Raw genomic sequence first — 18,767 nt, forward strand, 5'->3', positions numbered from 1 at the left:
CATCGCATGACCCGTCGTAATTTGCCGACAATACTACTGCTCAATTTACTTGGAATAGCCCTGTTTTTCTCTTGGTATCTTCCAGCAAACCACGGTTTTTGGTTTAAAATAGATTCAGCCATATTCTTCTATTTTAACCAACATTTGCTGTCCAGCCCTCCATTTCTGCATTTGGTAGCGATCACCAACAATCGGGCCTTTGATGTTATTTCCCTGATTTGCATGGGGCTGCTTTATTTGTACTTCTATATGAAAGAGAACACCGCAGGCCGACGTCGGTTGATCGTCACGGGATTTGTTATGCTGCTAACAGCCGTTATCCTCAACCAACTCGGTCACTTACTGCCTGTTTCGCATCCCAGCCCGACTCTGACCTTTGAAAATATTAACCGCGTCAGCGAGTTAACCGGCATACCCACCAAAGATGCATCAAGCGATAGCTTCCCCGGCGACCACGGTATGATGCTGATGATTTTTGCCTGTTTTATGCTGCGCTATTTTTCCCGGGGTGCCTTTGCTATCGCCCTGCTAATTGTGGTTCTCTTTTCCATGCCACGAATAATGATTGGCGCACATTGGTTTACTGATATTGCAGTCGGATCGCTCTCAATTGTTTTGGTGGGGATGAGTTGGATATTACTGACACCGCTCAGCGACAAACTCATTGATGTCATTAACCGGAATCTGCCGGGTTCAAAAAGTCGGTAACCCGAATTCTGCTTTATGATAGAGCAAAAAAGCCTATTTTTTGCTCTATCAGTAATTAACGCTTTCACTCATTTATTATCACCAAACGGCTACAAATTCAGCTATCCGCTTTTAATATATAATATTACATTATGTAACATTAACATTTTGTAAAATTATGGGCATAAAAGCTCTCGCCTTTTATTAATCATTACGGTAATCTCAAAAACGTTTGTGCTCGGATACCGGCATTTCACCCTTAGTCTGATTTATATTGTGCGTTCCTGCACATTTATTTGGTTAAGTGATTGTCTCATCTGACCACAATCAATAATCTCGATTCGTTTGGCATTTTGGTAGCGACATCCGTCGTAAGGACAGCAAGGGAAAACAACAACAATGGTCAAGTCTCAACCTATTATGAGATATATTCTGCGGGTCATTCCTGCAGTTGCAGCAGCGGTAATGTTATCCGCATGTAGTTCACCACAGACTTCGAACTTACATAATACGCAAACTGAGATGCGTGCAGTTAATGACAAAGATGGGCTTTTACTGCAAGCCTCTCAGGATGAATTCGAAGCAATGGTGCGCAACGTTGACGTCAAGTCGAAGATTTTAGAACAGTATGCAGGGTGGAAAGGTGTTCGTTATCGTTTAGGCGGTAGCAGCAAACGTGGTATTGATTGTTCTGCGTTTGTACAAACGACTTTCCGTGAACAATTTGGTATGGATTTGCCACGCTCAACATCTGAGCAGCAGGATCTTGGCAAAAAAATCCAACGTACTAAGTTGCGCCCCGGTGATTTGGTACTGTTCCGAGCAGGATCGACTGGCCGCCACGTTGGTATCTATTTAGGTAACGACAAGTTTGTACATGCATCGACCAGTGTCGGTGTGACAATATCGAGCCTAAATGAAGATTATTGGAATAAGCGTTATCGTGATGGGCGACGAGTGCTAAGTAGCAGTTCGCGCAGCTAACTGATTTTTATTCCTGTTGTCCGAGATACCAAACGAAACGATGAAACGCTGCCTCGGCAGCGTTTTTTATTGCCGAAATAGTTTTTATTGCCAAGATATAGTTTTTGTAGTCCCTCTCCCCACCCCTTGTAGGAAACGTCCTTTTTTTGATCAAGACACGTAATTCAAGAATTTTCTGTGTAAAATCCGCTCCGCTAAACCAAGAGTTTTCTGGCACTAAGACATATCAACCACCGATTATTCTTTCTGGAATAAAGTAGATTGCGTTACTAAGCTGAAAATTTGTTTTATGGATATGTATTTCTAAAATACGCCAATAGAAATCAAGTTCACTTACACCCATATTTGATGCATTTACATGGCATCTTTGCTTTATATTGGATTGAATTTCAAATCGATAAGCTTATTAATGTCAATATTGCTCCCTGGCAAATCGGTAGCGCTGTGCTGCTAACTTACTTATACTCATAATACTTTATCGATCTTGCTGAGGAGCAGCGTAACATGGGTTCAAACAGTGCGTTCTCCCGCAATATTTTATCCAGACGTCATCTCGTTAAAAAAAGTGTCATCCTCGCGCTCTGTTTCTTTATTCTTTTTGCTGTTATTACGCTGTCATTACTTTATCGCAGTAGTGAGCGTAAATTAACATTGCAAAGTGACCATATTATCTCCTACTCGTCTCAGTTCCTGAGTGAACTCACAACGTCGATGTCTCAGCTTATCCCACTGAGTGCAAAAAATTGTGAACAGGCCAGTTCTGCGCTGCACTACCGCGCCGCATTTACGAATGGTGTTCGGGCTTTCTTATTGGTGCGGAATGATATCGCTTATTGTTCTTCGGCCACGGGCGAAATGAATGTACCTGTCAGCAAGCTATACCCTAAAATTAATGTCTCTCAACCATTAGATTTTAAAATTCAGCAAGGGACACCGATGATGCCAGGCAAACCGGTAATAGGTGTATGGTTACGCGAAGCGGGCCGCGGAAATACCGGCGTATTGGCAACACTAGAACTGACTTTACATCCCTACCTATTGCTGAATTATTCGAATAACCAGGTCAACGGCTTAGCTATCATTATTGATGAACTGGCGGTTACCACCTTTGACGCTAAAGTCATTCCTATCAGCCAGCTACCAACTCGCGATGCACGTGAGATCCAGCTCCCCGGCTACCCAATTAAGATATTGATTTATCATACCAGCCTGACCGCAGATGATATCCGTATGACTTTGTTGGGCGGATTGTTACTAGCAGGCTTAGTCGGCATTCTGGCTTATTATATTTTAATTGCCAGCCAAAGTGCAGAAGCTGAAATCTTACGTGGTATTCGGCGTGGCGAGTTCTTTGTTGAATACCAGCCCGCATTTCGGTCAAATGACCGTTCCATCTCTGGATTAGAAGCACTTATCCGTTGGCAGCATCCTATTGAAGGACGTATTTCCCCCGATCTTTTCATTCCCTATGCGGAAGCTCAACATCTGATTCAGCCTCTTACCCGGCATTTATTTGAATTAATCACAAAAGACAGCAAATTAATGGCAGCTCATGTTCCAGCGGGAGTTAAATTAGCCTTTAATATTTCACCTGTTCACCTTACTGATGATAACTTCCGCAAAGATGTCACTCAGATGTTACAACAATTAAATACCGATGTATTCTCACCAGTATTCGAGATTACCGAACGGGGCATGGTTGAAGAAGAATTGGCAATTGAGCAATTTGCCTGGTTGCGTTCTCAAGGGATACAAATCGCTGTTGATGATTTTGGTACCGGGCACAGTGCACTGATTTATTTAGAACGTTTTACATTAGACTTTATTAAAATCGATCGTGGTTTTGTCAGTACTATCGGTATTAATACTGTCGCTGCACCGGTATTAGATGCTGTATTAATGTTGGCGAACAAACTCAATATTGAAACCGTCGCAGAAGGTGTTGAAACCGAACAGCAACTCCAGTATTTAGCGCAACATGGGGTCAACTACCTGCAAGGATACCTACTCAGCAAGCCGCTATCTGTTGAGGATCTCGTCAAGTTTTGTAATAAAAAAACTTCGTAACAAAAACTCATTGGCTTAATGTTTGCTTTACCCTTGTAAACTGGTAATTTCATTTGAGATTATTAATACGAAAATAACAGCAGGAGATCACTACCAATATGTTGTTACGCCTATTTGCTGCCTTGGCGCTATCAGCCCTGAGTTTTGGTCTGCAAGCTGAAACTATTAAAGAAGGTAGCTCTTTTGCCATATTGGGCGAACCTAAGTACTCATCAGATTTTAGCCATTTTGATTATGTCAATCCAGCGGCCCCTAAAGGCGGAGATATCACGCTCTCTGCAATTGGCACCTTTGATAACTTCAACCGCTATGCACTGCGTGGCAACCCGGCTGTGCGCACTGAGCGTCTATATGATTCGCTGTTTAGTACCTCAGACGATGAAATTGGTAGCTATTACCCATTAATTGCCGAGTCAGCGCGTTTTGCTCCCGACTTTCACTGGATTGAAGTTGATATCAATCCTCGCGCCCGTTTTCATGATGGCAAGCCCATTACTGCCCAAGATGTGGCATTCACTTTCAATAAATTCATGACCGAAGGTGTGCCGCAATTTCGTATCGTTTATAAGGGCGTACAGGTAAAAGCCATTTCGCGTCTCACCGTGCGTTTTGAATTCCCGGAACCCAATAAAGATAAGATGTTGGGCCTATTTGGTTTACCTGTAATGCCTGAGCATTTCTGGAAAGATCATAAACTCAGTGACCCACTGAGTCAGCCGCCGGTCAGCAGTGGTCCCTATCGTATTGGCAAATATAAGATGGGCCAATTTATTACCTATGAGCGAGTCAGAGACTACTGGGCAGCCAACTTGCCAGTCAATCGCGGGCAATATAATTTTGACACCATCCGTTATGATTATTATTTAGACGATAAAGTCGCATTGGAAGCTTTTAAAGCCGGTGCTTTTGATTTCCGTGAAGAAACTTCGCCCAAGAGTTGGGCTACCCAATATGTAGGCGGTAACTTTGCGAAAAACACTATCGTCAAGCAAGATATCCTTGATAACTCGGCTCAAAATACCCGCTGGCTGGCGTTTAATGTCCAGCGCCCTATTTTTAGCGATCGGCGAGTGCGTGAAGCACTGACATTGGCATTTGATTTTGACTGGATGAATAAAGCATTTTATTTCGACAGTTATCAACGCACTAATAGCTTCTTCCAGAACACAGAATATGCGGCTAAAGGTTATCCTGACAGCGCCGAATTAGCCTGGCTGGCACCGCTAAAGGGCAAAATTCCACCGGAAGTATTCACTCAAATTTACCAGCCGCCACACACTGACGGCACCGGTAACGCACGCGATAATCTATTAAAAGCGCGGGAATTATTGAGTGAAGCGGGCTGGGAAATCAAAAATCAGCAATTAGTGAACCGTAAAACTGGTAAACCTTTTGTCTTTGAGTTGTTGTTGCTCAGCGGCAGTAATTTCCAATATGTTCAGCCGTTTAAGCATAACTTGCAGCGTTTGGGCATAACGATGAATATCCGCGAAGTGGACAGTTCCCAGTTTGTTAACCGCCTGCGCAGCCGAGATTACGATATGATCCCCACGGTTTACACGGCGTTCCCTTACCCTAGCCCGAATCTGCAAATCTTGTGGAGCTCGGCTTATATTGATTCCAGTTATAACGCTTCGGGTATTCAAGATCCGGCCATCGACCAATTGATTGAACAGATTATTAAACATCAGGAACAGCCGGAGGCACTGTTATCTCTGGGTCGCGCTCTGGATCGCGTGTTGACCTGGAACTACTTGATGATCCCGATGTGGTATTCCAACCACGCTCGCTTTGCTTATTGGGATAAGTTCTCGATGCCCGCAGACAGACCCACTTATTCGCTCGGCTTTGATAGCTGGTGGTTTGATGTCAACAAGGCAGCTCGCCTGCCAACAGAACGTCATTAGGGGGCGATTGTGGGCGCATATCTGCTACGGCGACTATTGCTGGTTATCCCCACTCTGTGGGCGATTATTACTATTAACTTTTTTATTGTACAAATAGCCCCCGGTGGCCCGGTTGATCAGGCGATTGCCAATATCGAACTGGGCCATTCGAGCGGATATAGCGCCGGTGGCGGCGATAGCGGATTAGGTGGCGCTAAGGTTGGCCTGAATGCCGCACAAGTTGGCGATAGCAACTATCGCGGCTCACGCGGATTAGACCCGGAAGTTATTGCCGAGATCAAACAGCGCTTTGGCTTTGATAAACCGCTGCATCAGCGCTATTTCGAGATGCTTTGGAGCTATGTACGTTTTGATTTTGGTGACAGCCTATTCCGCGGTGAATCCGTTATGTCATTGATTAAACATAGCCTGCCGGTATCTATCTCGCTGGGGTTATGGAGCACACTGATTATCTATCTGGTTTCAATTCCTTTGGGAATTAAAAAGGCGGTGCGTAGTGGCTCGGCTTTTGATACCTGGAGCAGTACCTTAATCATTATCGGCTATGCTATCCCTTCGTTTTTATTCGCTATTTTATTGATTGTGTTGTTTTCCGGCGGCAGTTATTTCGATCTGTTCCCGTTACGAGGACTGGTGTCCAGCAACTGGGATACCCTGCCGTGGTACGGCAAAATAACCGACTACTTGTGGCACATCACATTACCGGTTCTGGCCACCGTGATTGGCGGTTTTGCCACACTGACCATGCTGACCAAAAACTCGTTTTTGGACGAAATTCGTAAACAATATGTGGTTACTGCTCGCGCTAAAGGTTTACCCGAAGAAAAAATCCTTTATCGGCATGTGTTCCGCAATGCCATGCTGCTGGTGATTGCTGGCTTCCCTGCCACTTTCATTAGCATGTTTTTTACTGGGTCATTATTGATAGAAGTGATGTTTTCACTGAATGGCTTAGGGCTACTGGGCTATGAAGCTACTTTACAACGCGATTATCCGGTGATGTTTGGCACTCTTTATATTTTCACTCTGATTGGTTTATTGCTGAATATCCTCAGCGATATCACTTATACCCTGGTTGACCCACGGATTGATTTTGAGGGCCGCCAATGATCAAGCGACTAAGTGCAATTAATCAAGCCCGCTGGGCGCGGTTTCGCCAGAACCGCCGTGGCTATTGGTCACTGTGGATCTTTTTGACACTGTTTATTATTAGTTTGTTTGCCGAATTGATAGCCAACGACAAGCCGCTCTTGGTGAGCTATCAGGGTAAATTCTACATGCCCTTTATGGTCAACTACACCGAATCAACCTTTGGTGGCATTTTAACCACGGCAGCGGATTACCAAGATCCGTATGTCATTGGCCGGATTAAAGATAATGGCTGGGCCATCTGGGCCCCCATCCGCTTTAGCAACAACACCATTAATTTCGCCACCGACGTGCCTTTCCCCTCGCCACCGAGCCACACTAATTGGCTCGGTACTGACAGCACTGGCGGCGATGTGTTGGCCAAGATCATTTACGGCTTCCGTATCTCACTGTTATTTGGCCTGACATTAACCCTGCTCTCCAGTGTGATTGGGATTTGTGCTGGGGCAGTTCAGGGCTATTACGGCGGAAAAATTGACTTGTTGGGGCAGCGATTTATTGAAGTCTGGTCTGGCATGCCAACCCTGTTTTTAATCATTTTACTGTCCAGCATAGTGCAGCCGAATTTCTGGTGGCTACTCGCCATTACCGTGATATTTGGCTGGATGGGGCTGGTTGGTGTAGTGCGGGCCGAGTTTCTGCGTACCCGAAATTATGACTATATCCGTGCTGCAAGGGCGATGGGAGTGCGCGATCGCGTGATTATGTCGCGACATATGCTGCCCAATGCCATGGTTGCCACTCTAACCTTTCTGCCCTTTATTTTGTGCGGCTCGATAACTACCCTGACCTCACTGGATTTCCTTGGCTTTGGCTTGCCAATGGGCTCGCCTTCACTCGGCGGGCTGTTATTAGAGGGTAAAAATAACCTTCAGGCTCCGTGGTTAGGAATAACGGCATTTCTGGTATTGGCGGTGCTGTTATCTCTGTTGATCTTTATCGGCGAAGCGGTGCGTGACGCCTTTGACCCAAGCAAGGTGTACTGATATGGCGACCTCCCCACTTCTGGATATTCAAAATCTCAGTATCGCCTTTCGCCAGGCAGGTGTTGAACACCAGGTCGTCAGCGAGTTGTCATTGCAAATAGATGCCGGTGAGACACTGGCTTTGGTCGGGGAGTCTGGTTCGGGTAAAAGTGTAACTGCCCTGTCGATATTGCGCCTGCTACCCTCACCACCCGTGGTGTACCCCAGTGGCGATATTCTGTTTGCTGGTAAATCACTATTACATGCCGATGAACCGACATTACGCGGCATTCGTGGTGATCAGATTTCCATGATTTTCCAGGAACCGATGGTGTCATTAAACCCGCTGCACACCATTGAGAAGCAGCTATCTGAAGTACTGTCACTGCACCGCGGCATGCGCCAGGAAGCCGCCCGCACTGAGATTATTCAGTGCCTTGACCGGGTCGGTATTCGCAACGCCAAAGGCCGACTGGCTGATTTCCCACATCAGTTGTCCGGGGGGGAGCGCCAGCGCGTCATGATTGCTATGGCGGTTCTGACTAAGCCCAAATTACTGATTGCCGATGAACCAACGACGGCACTGGATGTTTCGGTGCAAGCCCAGATTTTGAGTTTGCTGAAAGAGTTAAAGCAAGAGATGGGCATGAGTTTGCTGTTTATCACCCATAACCTGAATATCGTGCGCCGGCTGGCTGATAATGTGGCCGTGATGCGTGAGGGGCGCGTGGTTGAGCGCAATACTCGTCAGGCGCTGTTTAACTCACCACAGCATGCCTATACTCGCCAGTTATTGGATGCCGAACCACAGGGCGAACCACTTCCACTCCAGGCGGGCCTGCAACCCTTACTTGAAGTCAAAGGGCTACAAGTGGCTTTCCCGATTAAACGTGGCTTGTTGCGCCGAACTGTCTCGCATCATTATGCTTTGAAAGATCTCAGTTTTGCTTTAAGACCCGGTGAAAGCTTAGGTTTGGTGGGGGAATCCGGTTCAGGGAAAAGCACCACCGGGCTGGCATTGCTGCGCTTATTGCCTTCCCAAGGTGAGATTTGGTTTGATGGTCAACCGTTGCATAATTTCTCGCCCAAACAGATGTTGCCTTATCGCAGCCGAATTCAAGTGGTGTTCCAGGACCCTTACTCAGCACTGAATCCACGCTTGAATATTCAGCAGATTATTGCTGAGGGGCTGGAAGTTCATCAGAAACTCAGTGCGGCGCATCGCGAGCTGCGTGTGATTAAGGCGATGGAAGAAGTTGGATTGGATCCGGTGAGCCGCTATCGCTACCCAACGGAGTTCTCTGGTGGACAGCGCCAGCGCATTGCTATTGCACGCGCATTAATCCTGCAACCTCAATTACTGATCCTCGACGAGCCTACGTCTTCTCTGGACAAATCGGTACAGGCACAAATTCTGGCTTTGCTGAAATCCCTTCAGCAGCGCTACCAACTCAGTTACCTGTTTATTAGCCATGACTTACAAGTCGTACGATCACTGTGCCATCAAGTGATTGTGTTAAAACAGGGAGAGGTGGTGGAACAAGGGGACTGCCAGTCCATTTTTGCTGCGCCAAAACAGCAATATACCCAGCAATTATTGCAATTTGCTGACTAGTTTGGCGCACAGCAGGAATCAGGGCATACGAAAACGCCAGCATAAATCACTGACGAAAGCTTAATCGCAAATCAGAAAGGATAAAGCGCAGTCATGGTCTCAGCAATAGCCACACCGACATCTTTCAGGCGGCACATGGTCGCACTTTCATCCTGACGATGAACAAACAGGCAAGGCTCGCCTTCCCATTCCACAATGGCGGAGTCCACTTGTATCTCTTGTAGCGAGAGATGGAGCCGCTGCATGATAATCTGGGCATGTTTACCATCATGGCTCAGTAACTTAAGTCCCATGAGATCATTGTTGCTATCGTCTATCGCGGCTAGTGGCATCGGTTCAACTTTGACGCCGATAAACCCAGATAACCAGCGGTAACTTTGCGGCAGACGATGTACTACCGAAAGTTGGATATTATTCACGTATTTTTCCTAGTCAAAAATAAAATTCAAAAATCACAAAAGCACCACAATGACTCACACTCACTAAAGTTATAGCCGCTAAGTTGTCATTGTGCTTGGTTCAAACCTCACCAAAACACATTTTTGATAACAATTTAGAAACCAAAAATCTACAACGCCATTTTTTGTGCTGTTTTTAACCTTTGGTCAGTCCCCTTACCAAGCTTGAGACTGCCGGTTTGGGATTTAGATCCCATTTTTCGTTATATTTATACCTTTATGGCGGCTATCTCAACCATTTTTCTTGCAAACCCATTACCTAATACCAGCCAATATTTTACATTTAACGAACAATTCATCATCACACAAACCTAATAAAGTAGATTTAATTAATTGATAAATATATAAATTCACTGATATCAACTTCTCTCTTACGAGCAAGAATAACAGGTAAAAATAACGTTATAACAATTTCATCTTTTTTGATACATCGCTCAAAAAGTTAACAATATGGTGCCAGGCACAACTATGCAATAAATAATAATATGTATGCTTATTATATTGATTAAGCGTAAGAGTTTTGCCGTTTTTAGAGGCAAATAGAGTGATATTTAATGATATGAAAGGTAAAACAAGGAGGAGAAATAGACAGGACTGAAATTGACAAATTGGTTACAAATAATAAACGTGAAGGGAGTCCCAAAGGCGTCTACCCTTCACATTCTATTCAATAAGGCTATTTTACCGCGTTTTTATTCTGCGGACGGCTGGCATACAGATACAGCAGCATGGCGACAATAATACAAAATGCCATTGAACTGACCATCGACCAGGCACTGCGGGAGGGGGCCATCGATAACAGCGTTCCCACTACCGCGCCAATACCAAAGCGCAAAGTACCGGCCAAAGAAGACGCCGTCCCAGCCATATGCGGGAAATCATCCAAAATGACTGCCATCGCATTTGAGGTAATCATCGCGATGCACCCGACATAAGCCGCTACCCCCAACACCAGCGCCCAGAATCCTAACCCGGTGGCACAGACCACCAATAGCCAGATCCCCATGACAAATTGAACTAACATACCAAAACGGAACATCTTCAGTGCTCCGAAGCGGCGAACATTACGGCTGTTGATCAATGTCATCAAGAATAAAAAGACAATATTCAGCGCGAAGTAATAGCCGAAGTTTTGCGGAGAAACTCCATTTAAATCAATATAAACAAAAGGCCCGGCACTGAGGAATGAGAACATACCGGCAAATGAGAAACCGCTGGCCAACATGTAGCATAGTACCCGCTTATGGCGGAATAACGTCGCGAAATTGCCAATAGTGGTGCGCAAGTGGAACCGCTGCCGTTTCTCTTTCGGCAAGCTCTCTTTAATAAATAGCGCGACCAGTATCGCCCCCACCAACGCAGCACCCGCCATGCTCCAGAAGATGGCGTGCCAGCTAAACCACACTAACAAGGCACCACCGATAATCGGTGCCAGCAGCGGCGCGATAGTCATCACCAAGACCACAAAAGACATCATTCGTGAGAAATCATCTTTGGTGAACATATCTCGCATCAATGCATTAATCACCACACTGGCAGCGGCGGCTGACAAACCATGCAGGAAGCGCAAATTAATCAGTTGCTCAACCGACTGCGCCATGGCACAAGCCATCCCCGCCAGAGCGAAGATAAGCGTACCCCAGAAGATAACCGGCTTACGCCCGATGCTATCAGCCATTGGCCCATAGAACATTTGCCCGATGGCGAACCCCAGTACATAGGCACTTAGTGTCATCTGTACCGCACCACTTTCTACACCAAACTCCTGCGCAATGATGGGCATACTGGGCAGATACATATCAATAGCCAGAGGCATCAGCATTGATAGCAAGCCCAGGATAAAGATCAAGCCAACGTGGGATGTCCGGTTCTTTGCTTCATTTGGATTACTGGCATGCACGTTCGACCACTCCTTCAATAACCTACCAACCTACCGCGGGTAATATCAACGGCAAAACAGTGTGGAAACAAGGGCTCCACACAGCAATAGAACATCAATTACAAATGGGGAGCGCCAACACTGGCGATTTCTTCAGGTGTCAGTGGGCGATACTCCCCAGGAGCCAAATCATCATCAAGTTTAATAGCGCCAATGCGCTCACGATGCAGTTCCAGCACGCGATTACCCACTGCCGCAAACATGCGTTTCACCTGATGGTAGCGCCCTTCACTGATGGTCAGCCGCACCAACTGTGGTTCGATAACCTCAAGCTGAGCCGGTTTAGTCAGAGACTTCTCATTATGCAACTGCACGCCGTCGGTAAACTGCTGCGCGGTATCATCAGCAATCGGCTGTTCCAGCGTCACCAAATAGGTCTTTTCACAATGATGGCGTGGTGAGGTAATGCGATGTGACCATTGACCATCATCGGTCATCAGCACCAATCCGGTGGTATCGATATCCAACCGCCCAGCGGCATGAAGTTTGTATGCTACTGGTTCATCAAGGAAATACAGCACGGTCGGATGATCCGGGTCTTCTGTTGAACACACATAACCCTGCGGTTTGTTCAGCATAAAGTAACGTGGGCCAACCGTTTGTTGTAATGGGTTGCCGTCAAATCTCACATCTTGTTCCGGTGTCAGCTTGATAGCACCACTTTTGACCACTTCGCCATCTATAGTGACGCGTTTTGCCCGCAGCTCGCGCGCAACTAACGCCCGGCTAACCCCTAATTGCTGAGATAAAAACTTGTCCAATCGCATTGAATCTACTTTGCCTGTTAATAGAGTCGTGCCACCGAGGGGCACGATACCCGCACTCACACCTGCCAACGATGACAGAATGCTAATTATACGGTATGAAATTAATAAAACAGTATAGCGGCGGTTGCCATATCATCCTAGGAACAGTTACGCAAAAAGCCGTTATTGAGAAACGACTTATCCGCGCGATCCCGCCTCTCGCACCCGCAGCCACACACGGGCATAATAATAGAAAGTCTTGAAGATTAATGGCACTTATACGTTGCAGGAAAGTGTTGCAAATGGTGAATGAGTTGAACAATTTGGAAATGATGATAAAAATCACCGGGCGGGCTTATTAATGGCCTTTACGTTACGCCCTTATCAACAAGAAGCGGTAGATGCGACCCTCGCTCATTTTCGCCGCCATGCCGAACCAGCACTCATTGTCTTACCCACTGGCGCGGGTAAAAGTCTGGTTATCGCTGAATTAGCCAAACTGGCGCGCGGGCGCGTTTTAGTGCTGGCGCATGTCAAAGAACTGGTGGCGCAGAATCACGCCAAATATTGTGCTTATGGTTTAGAGGCTGATATTTTTGCCGCAGGCCTGCAACAACGCCAAAGTGAAGGGAAAGTGGTTTTTGGTAGCGTACAATCCGTGGCGCGAAACCTGTCTCTATTTGATAGTGCCTTTTCACTGCTGATAATTGATGAATGTCATCGAATCAGCGATAAAGATGACAGCCAATATCAGCAAATTATTCAGCATTTACGTACCACCAACCCACGCCTGCGCTTATTGGGGCTGACTGCCACCCCCTACCGCTTGGGTAAAGGCTGGATCTATCAATTCCACTATCACGGTATCACCCGTGGTGATGAAAAATCCCTGTTCCGCGATTGTATTTATGAATTACCCCTGCGTTATATGATTAAGCACGGCTTTCTGGTCCCACCGGAACGGCTGGATATGCCCGTCGTACAATATGATTTCAGCCGCTTGACCAGCAATAGCGACGGTATGTTCCGTGAAGCGGATTTAGACCGCGAGCTTAAGCAGCAGCAAAGAATTACCCCACATATTGTCAGTCAGATAATGGAGTATGCCGCCCATCGACGAGGGGTGATGATTTTCGCCGCCACCGTTGAGCATGCCAAAGAGGTCTATGGGCTGTTGCCTAAAGGTGAGGCTGCGCTGGTAAGTGCCGGAACGCCGCCAGCCGAACGGGATGCGTTAATTACCGCGTTTAAACAGCAGCAATTGCGCTATTTGGTGAATGTCGCGGTGCTGACCACCGGTTTTGATGCCCCGCATGTCGATCTGATTGCCATTCTTCGCCCGACCGAGTCAGTTAGTTTGTATCAGCAAATTGTCGGGCGCGGGCTGCGGCTCTCTCCGGGCAAAGAAGATTGCCTGATTCTGGATTATGCCGGTAACCCCCATGACCTTTTCGCTCCGGAAGTGGGTACCAGCAAACCCCACGGTGACAGCCAGCCAGTGCAGGTCTTTTGCCCGGACTGCGGCTTTGCCAATATCTTCTGGGGGAAATGCACTGAGTCCGGCGAGATTATTGAACACTATGGCCGCCGCTGCCAAGGCTGGTTTGAAGATGATCAAGGTGCACGAGCACAATGTGATTACCGCTTCCGCTTCAAATCCTGCCCACATTGTGGTGCAGAAAATGATATTGCTGCTCGCCGCTGCCATCAGTGTCAGGAGGTGCTGGTCGATCCCGATGACATGCTCAAAGCTGCGTTGAAATTAAAGGATGCGCTGGTACTACGTTGTGGCGGAATGAACCTGGAAGCGGGTCAGGATGCAAAAGGTGAGTGGCTAAAAATCACCTATTACGACGAAGAGGGTACCAATACCAGTGAGCGATTTCGCTTAACCACTGCCGCACAACGAATGGCATTCGAGCAAATTTTCCTTCGTCCGCACCAACGGGCTCCGGGTATTGCGCTTAAATGGCAAACTGCCGCAGATATCATCGCCCAGCAAGCGCTATTGCGTTATCCCGATTTTGTTGTCGCCCGCCGTCGCGGGCAATGGTGGCAAATCAGGGAAAAGGTTTTTGATTATCAGGGCCGTTTTAGACGCGCTGATTCCCTCGCCTAAGCCGCATTTAGCCTGATAATTTCGCAGTTTCGTTTGCTGTCTGCTCAATACTTCGCTAGAATGTCGCCCGCTTTGCTGTGGGTTTACCCAATCAAAGCCGAGTATCGAACCTGTTGCTGGGTCGCCTGTAGCAGGGTAAATTTTCTTTAAGAGAAAACAAAATGATCACTATCAAAGCAGAAGTACGTAACGACCAGGGTAAGGGTGCGAGCCGCCGCCTGCGTGCAGCAAATAAATTTCCGGCAATCATTTACGGTGGTTCAGAAGCAGCAATCGCTATTGAGCTTGACCATGACACCACCAAAAACCTTGAATTGAAACCGGGCTTTTATGATAATACTGGACTGACTCTGGTTATCAACGGTAAAGAAACCAAAGTTAAAGTACAGGCTGTTCAGCGTCACGCTTTCAAGCCAAAACTGACTCATATCGACTTCGTTCGCATTTAATCGCGCCGCTGTCGATATTCGGGACGCCGAAATAAAAAACGCCGCTTATGCGGCGTTTTTTATTGGCAATTCAAACTGTTATCATTTTCCTGAATTGCGCTGTAACTGATCACGCAGATTCGGTGGCGTACCTTTAATGGTCAACGTGTCTGTTGCCGCATCCCAAAAAATACGCTCGCCCAATAACAATGCATCGAAATTAATACTCAACCCGCCGCCACTGCCGGCAAATTTAGTCAATTGACGCAACGTACCGCGATCCGCCGGGAAGCTCTCTTCCAATGCATAACCTTGTTCAACGGAGAATTGCTGAAAATCTTTCTCGCCCAACTTCGGCAACTCTTGCGCAAGTTCCTGCAAAGCAATTTCTTCACCAGCCTGCAACTGCTCATTACAGTAGCTATAAACCTGCTGGCGATATGCCTGACGTTCATTTTTACCCAGCTCGGCATCCGCGCAATAATCATCAACTGCCTGTAATAAACCGCGGTTCTGCGCTTTAGTATCCAGGCCTTCACTTGCGGCCAGAAAATCCATAAAGAAATCAGAAACCTTGCGCCCTACCCGCCCTTTCAGGAAAGTCAGGTAACGGGTGGATTCCGGGTTGTTTTCCCATTCAGTTAAATCGATACGAGCCACAATATCAGCACGATTAATATCGAGATAATGGGTCGTACTCAGATCAAGTTGCTCATTAACGCGCATGCTATTGCAACTGCTCAGTACTGCAATCAGCAAATATTCCACTGCCAGATAGCGGTATTGGCAAAACAGCACCACGCCCCCCTCGGCAAATGGGTATTTGGCTAACTCATCCCGCAAACGTCCAGTCGCTGCACGGCTAAAGCTGAGGAAGTCTTCATCACCCTTACGGCTTCGTTTCAGCGCATCAGCCAGCTCGCTTTGTTCATTAAATAATCCATAAGCTTTGCTTTTGGCACTGTAAACCCGATGCAGCTCGGCCATCATTTCTTCAACTACAGCATTGGCAGGTAACAACGAATCGCGCAACACCACATCAAGCGTTTGTTCATCACGTTTGACAAGCTGGTGTAAGGCTATCTGGTCAATATCCAGACTCATGATAAATACTCCTTTTGGCTAGTGGCGTATTCAATCACTGATGCCTGAGGGCTGCAACCCAAAAGCTATCTCGCCCCCCCAATTAATGGCTAATGATTCTTAATGCTATAAAATAGCGGAAAAGCGCGTCTCTATACGGTAAGATATGGGACTTTGTCAGGTGTTGAGCTCAATTTTTATGCCACAATCATCCCGTTACAGTGACGAACACGTTGAACAATTGCTATCTGAATTGGTCAGCGTACTGGAAAAACACCGTACCCCAACCGATCTTTCTTTGATGGTTTTGGGGAATATGGTAACAAATCTGATCAATACCAGCATTGCTCCCGCGCAACGCAAAGTATTGGCTCGTTCTTTCGCTGAAGCCCTTCAAGCTTCAGTACGTGAAGACAAAGCTCATTAATTTATCGGCCAAGACTGCAATCTCAATATGGTGACAAATCGTCAGCGCTATCGTGAAAAAGTCTCCCAGATGATCAGCTGGGGGCACTGGTTCGCCTTGTTTAATATCCTGTTCAGCCTGGTGCTGGGTAGCCGCTATTTGTTTGTTTCCGATTGGCCCTCATCGCTGATTGGCCGTGTCTATGCCCTTGTCAGTTGGCTGGGGCACTTTAGTTTTATCGTGTTTGCCGCCTATCTACTGGTGATATTCCCGCTGACCTTCGTGGTGATGTCACAGCGGTTGCTCCGATTCATCTCCGCCGCTTTCGCTACCGCGGGTTTGACCCTGTTATTAGTGGATACCGAGGTCTTCACCCGTTTCCACCTACATCTTAACCCCGTCGTGTGGGAATTAGTGGTTAACCCGGATCAAACTGAGCTGGCGCGTGATTGGCAATTGATGTTTATTGCCGTGCCGGTCATTTTTCTGGTCGAGATGCTTTTCGGCACCTGGGCATGGCAAAAACTTCGTAGCCTCAACCGGCAACGCTTTGTTAAACCATTGGTTGCCGTATTTATTTTAGCCTTCTTTGCCTCGCATCTAATTTATATCTGGGCAGATGCTAATTTCTATCGGCCAATCAGTATGCAGCGCGCAAACTTGCCGCTCTCATACCCGATGACTGCACGTAAATTCCTTGAAAAACATGGTTTGCTTGACCAGGAAGAATATCAGCGTCGCTTGATAGAACAAGGTAATCCAGATGCCCTAACAGTGGAATATCCTCTCAGCCCCATTGTGTTTAGTGACAACGGCAGTGGTTACAACCTGTTATTAATTGTGGTTGATGGCATCCGTGCTAATAGCCTGCAAAAAGATATGCCTGCTTTGTCAGAGTTTGGTCATGCCAACATTCAGTTTAACCGGCATTATAGTTCGGGTAATCGCCAGGATACGGGTCTGTTTGGTCTGTTTTATGGTATCTCCCCAACCTACCTCGACGGTATTCTTTCTGCGCGTAAACCTTCTGCATTTATCACGTCATTGAGTGCGCAAGGGTATCAATTTGGGTTGTTCTCATCCGATGGCTTTGCCTCACCGCTCTATCGCCAGGCATTGCTATCCGATTTCACCTTACCTGCGCCAGCAGAGCAAACGGACAGTGAAACCACCGCACAATGGCAGCAATGGCTATCAACACTCAATAGCAATGTGCCGTGGTTCTCATACATTAATTTGAATGGCGCTGTTGAAGCGCAAGATCCGGTCATCGGTCATAAAGTTGCCCTCCCAACTGATTTTATTCATAACTATCAAGCGGGTGCCAAAGATGTTGATCAGCAGATTGCGACCATTCTGGATACGCTAAAACAACGTGGCCTACTTGATAAGACCGTAATTATTATTACTGCGGCCCATGGTGTCGAATTTAATGACACTGGCAATGATAACTGGGGTGCTGGCAGTAGCTTTAATCGACAGCAACTACAGGTTCCATTAATTGTTCATTGGCCGGGCACTCCCGCGCAGAAAGTGAATAAGCTAACGAACCATGAAGACATCATGGCGACACTGATGCAGCGGCTATTACACGTCAAAACTGCCTCAGAAGACTATTCGCAAGGGGAAGACTTGTTCGCGGCGCAACGTAGCAATAACTGGGTGGCGACGGGTGATAATGGCACGTTGGTGATTACCACGCCAACACAAACCATCGTGTTAGATAATAATGGTGAATATCGTACCTATGATATGCAAGGCAATGAAATTAAAGATGAAAAGCCACAACTTCCGTTGCTGTTGCAAGTACTGACTGATATAAAACGTTTTATTGCGAACTAGCTCTAAAAAATGAGTATGTCACGGTTAAAAAAACAGCAAACGTATTGGCATAGTCTTGCATTAGTCACTGTAAAATGTAGTATAAATGCCATTGCATCGGCATGTAGCGCAGCTTGGTAGCGCACCGTCATGGGGTGTCGGGGGTCGGAGGTTCAAATCCTCTCATGCCGACCAAATATCCCCAAGAAAACCAATCCATTAGGGTTGGTTTTTTTGTTTGTGGGATTTGGCTGGCGTGGCTGTGGTGTAAAACCCAAAGGTAAAAAATGACTCATTTGCGAGCAGATTGAAATCATTAACTTACATTATTAATAAAATAAAAATACATAAATATTATTAATAATAAAAATCCAGCTTTTTCATTGCATTGCC

At 46.6% G+C, this 18,767-nt stretch carries 15 protein-coding genes and 1 tRNA gene; 12 read left to right on the top strand and 4 right to left on the bottom strand.

The annotated features are described in order from the left end of the window. Positions 1 to 6: 6 nt before the first annotated feature. From FGL26_RS08120 to yejF, 7 genes are all read left to right on the top strand, one after another. Entirely contained in the window at positions 7 to 708 is a 702-nt protein-coding gene (locus FGL26_RS08120) for a phosphatase PAP2 family protein (RefSeq protein ID WP_005171423.1), read from the top strand. A 378-nt stretch (positions 709 to 1,086) separates the two neighbouring features. Beyond that, positions 1,087 to 1,671 (top strand): bifunctional murein DD-endopeptidase/murein LD-carboxypeptidase, encoded by a 585-nt coding sequence (gene mepS, locus FGL26_RS08125; protein ID WP_005171426.1) that lies wholly within the window; start codon positions 1,087 to 1,089, stop codon positions 1,669 to 1,671. Between the two features lie 504 nt (positions 1,672 to 2,175). Beyond that, positions 2,176 to 3,738: a cyclic di-GMP phosphodiesterase gene (locus FGL26_RS08135; RefSeq protein WP_032912764.1), complete on the top strand. Its 1,563-nt coding sequence runs from the start codon at positions 2,176 to 2,178 to the stop codon at positions 3,736 to 3,738. 98 nt (positions 3,739 to 3,836) lie between these two features. Continuing rightward, entirely contained in the window at positions 3,837 to 5,645 is a 1,809-nt protein-coding gene (locus tag FGL26_RS08140; protein WP_005171432.1) for an extracellular solute-binding protein, read from the top strand. 9 nt (positions 5,646 to 5,654) lie between these two features. Further along, positions 5,655 to 6,755, top strand: a complete 1,101-nt coding sequence (locus FGL26_RS08145; RefSeq protein ID WP_005171436.1) for a microcin C ABC transporter permease YejB — start codon at positions 5,655 to 5,657, stop codon at positions 6,753 to 6,755. After that, a complete protein-coding gene (locus FGL26_RS08150; RefSeq protein WP_005171439.1) occupies positions 6,752 to 7,780 on the top strand; it encodes an ABC transporter permease in 1,029 nt (342 codons plus the stop codon). Before FGL26_RS08145 ends, FGL26_RS08150 begins: the two co-directional genes overlap by 4 nt. 1 nt (position 7,781) lies before the next feature. Continuing rightward, positions 7,782 to 9,374 carry a microcin C ABC transporter ATP-binding protein YejF gene (yejF, locus tag FGL26_RS08155; RefSeq protein WP_005171442.1) on the top strand — a complete coding sequence of 531 codons (1,593 nt, stop codon included), beginning with the start codon at positions 7,782 to 7,784 and terminating at the stop codon, positions 9,372 to 9,374. A gap of 71 nt (positions 9,375 to 9,445) precedes the next feature. Here the strand turns inward: yejF and FGL26_RS08160 are convergent, their stop codons facing one another. From FGL26_RS08160 to rsuA, 3 genes are all read right to left on the bottom strand, one after another. Continuing rightward, positions 9,446 to 9,793, bottom strand: coding sequence for a YejG family protein (locus tag FGL26_RS08160; protein ID WP_005171447.1), 348 nt, complete (start codon positions 9,791 to 9,793; stop codon positions 9,446 to 9,448). A gap of 715 nt (positions 9,794 to 10,508) precedes the next feature. Next, entirely contained in the window at positions 10,509 to 11,732 is a 1,224-nt protein-coding gene (locus FGL26_RS08165; RefSeq protein WP_005171450.1) for a Bcr/CflA family multidrug efflux MFS transporter, read from the bottom strand. A gap of 98 nt (positions 11,733 to 11,830) precedes the next feature. Beyond that, on the bottom strand, positions 11,831 to 12,538 hold the full coding sequence (rsuA, locus tag FGL26_RS08170) for a 16S rRNA pseudouridine(516) synthase RsuA (protein WP_005171454.1): 708 nt from the start codon (positions 12,536 to 12,538) through the stop codon (positions 11,831 to 11,833). 340 nt (positions 12,539 to 12,878) lie between these two features. Here rsuA and radD point away from each other — a divergent pair, with 340 nt between their 5' ends. Then, positions 12,879 to 14,636, top strand: coding sequence for a DNA repair helicase RadD (gene radD / locus FGL26_RS08175; RefSeq protein ID WP_005171458.1), 1,758 nt, complete (start codon positions 12,879 to 12,881; stop codon positions 14,634 to 14,636). A gap of 161 nt (positions 14,637 to 14,797) precedes the next feature. After that, entirely contained in the window at positions 14,798 to 15,085 is a 288-nt protein-coding gene (rplY, locus tag FGL26_RS08180; protein ID WP_005161872.1) for a 50S ribosomal protein L25, read from the top strand. An 81-nt stretch (positions 15,086 to 15,166) separates the two neighbouring features. Here the strand turns inward: rplY and yejK are convergent, their stop codons facing one another. Continuing rightward, complete coding sequence (gene yejK / locus FGL26_RS08185) at positions 15,167 to 16,168, bottom strand: nucleoid-associated protein YejK (protein WP_005171462.1); 1,002 nt, start codon at positions 16,166 to 16,168, stop codon at positions 15,167 to 15,169. A 178-nt stretch (positions 16,169 to 16,346) separates the two neighbouring features. On the opposite strand from yejK, the gene FGL26_RS08190 reads away from it, so the two are divergent. The 3 genes from FGL26_RS08190 to FGL26_RS08200 all read left to right on the top strand — a co-directional run bounded on the left by FGL26_RS08190 (position 16,347) and on the right by FGL26_RS08200 (position 18,569). After that, on the top strand, positions 16,347 to 16,574 hold the full coding sequence (locus tag FGL26_RS08190; protein ID WP_002208836.1) for a YejL family protein: 228 nt from the start codon (positions 16,347 to 16,349) through the stop codon (positions 16,572 to 16,574). Between the two features lie 27 nt (positions 16,575 to 16,601). After that, complete coding sequence (gene yejM / locus FGL26_RS08195; RefSeq protein ID WP_005171465.1) at positions 16,602 to 18,395, top strand: LPS biosynthesis-modulating metalloenzyme YejM; 1,794 nt, start codon at positions 16,602 to 16,604, stop codon at positions 18,393 to 18,395. 97 nt (positions 18,396 to 18,492) lie between these two features. Next, positions 18,493 to 18,569: transfer RNA gene (locus FGL26_RS08200), tRNA-Pro, on the top strand. Positions 18,570 to 18,767: the final 198 nt, after the last annotated feature.

It is taken from the genome of Yersinia enterocolitica subsp. enterocolitica (assembly GCF_901472495.1).
Taxonomy (GTDB): domain Bacteria; phylum Pseudomonadota; class Gammaproteobacteria; order Enterobacterales; family Enterobacteriaceae; genus Yersinia; species Yersinia enterocolitica.

Excerpts from the sequence above, each read along its gene's own strand:
- FGL26_RS08120 (WP_005171423.1), top strand. The coding sequence starts at position 7 with ATGACCCGTCGTAATTTGCCGACAATACTACTGCTCAATTTACTTGGA.
- mepS (WP_005171426.1), top strand. The coding sequence starts at position 1,087 with ATGGTCAAGTCTCAACCTATTATGAGATATATTCTGCGGGTCATTCCT.
- FGL26_RS08135 (WP_032912764.1), top strand. The coding sequence starts at position 2,176 with ATGGGTTCAAACAGTGCGTTCTCCCGCAATATTTTATCCAGACGTCAT.
- FGL26_RS08140 (WP_005171432.1), top strand. The coding sequence starts at position 3,837 with ATGTTGTTACGCCTATTTGCTGCCTTGGCGCTATCAGCCCTGAGTTTT.
- FGL26_RS08150 (WP_005171439.1), top strand. The coding sequence starts at position 6,752 with ATGATCAAGCGACTAAGTGCAATTAATCAAGCCCGCTGGGCGCGGTTT.
- yejF (WP_005171442.1), top strand. The coding sequence starts at position 7,782 with ATGGCGACCTCCCCACTTCTGGATATTCAAAATCTCAGTATCGCCTTT.
- rsuA (WP_005171454.1), bottom strand. The coding sequence starts at position 12,538 with ATGCGATTGGACAAGTTTTTATCTCAGCAATTAGGGGTTAGCCGGGCG.
- radD (WP_005171458.1), top strand. The coding sequence starts at position 12,879 with ATGGCCTTTACGTTACGCCCTTATCAACAAGAAGCGGTAGATGCGACC.
- rplY (WP_005161872.1), top strand. The coding sequence starts at position 14,798 with ATGATCACTATCAAAGCAGAAGTACGTAACGACCAGGGTAAGGGTGCG.
- yejK (WP_005171462.1), bottom strand. The coding sequence starts at position 16,168 with ATGAGTCTGGATATTGACCAGATAGCCTTACACCAGCTTGTCAAACGT.
- FGL26_RS08190 (WP_002208836.1), top strand. The coding sequence starts at position 16,347 with ATGCCACAATCATCCCGTTACAGTGACGAACACGTTGAACAATTGCTA.
- yejM (WP_005171465.1), top strand. The coding sequence starts at position 16,602 with ATGGTGACAAATCGTCAGCGCTATCGTGAAAAAGTCTCCCAGATGATC.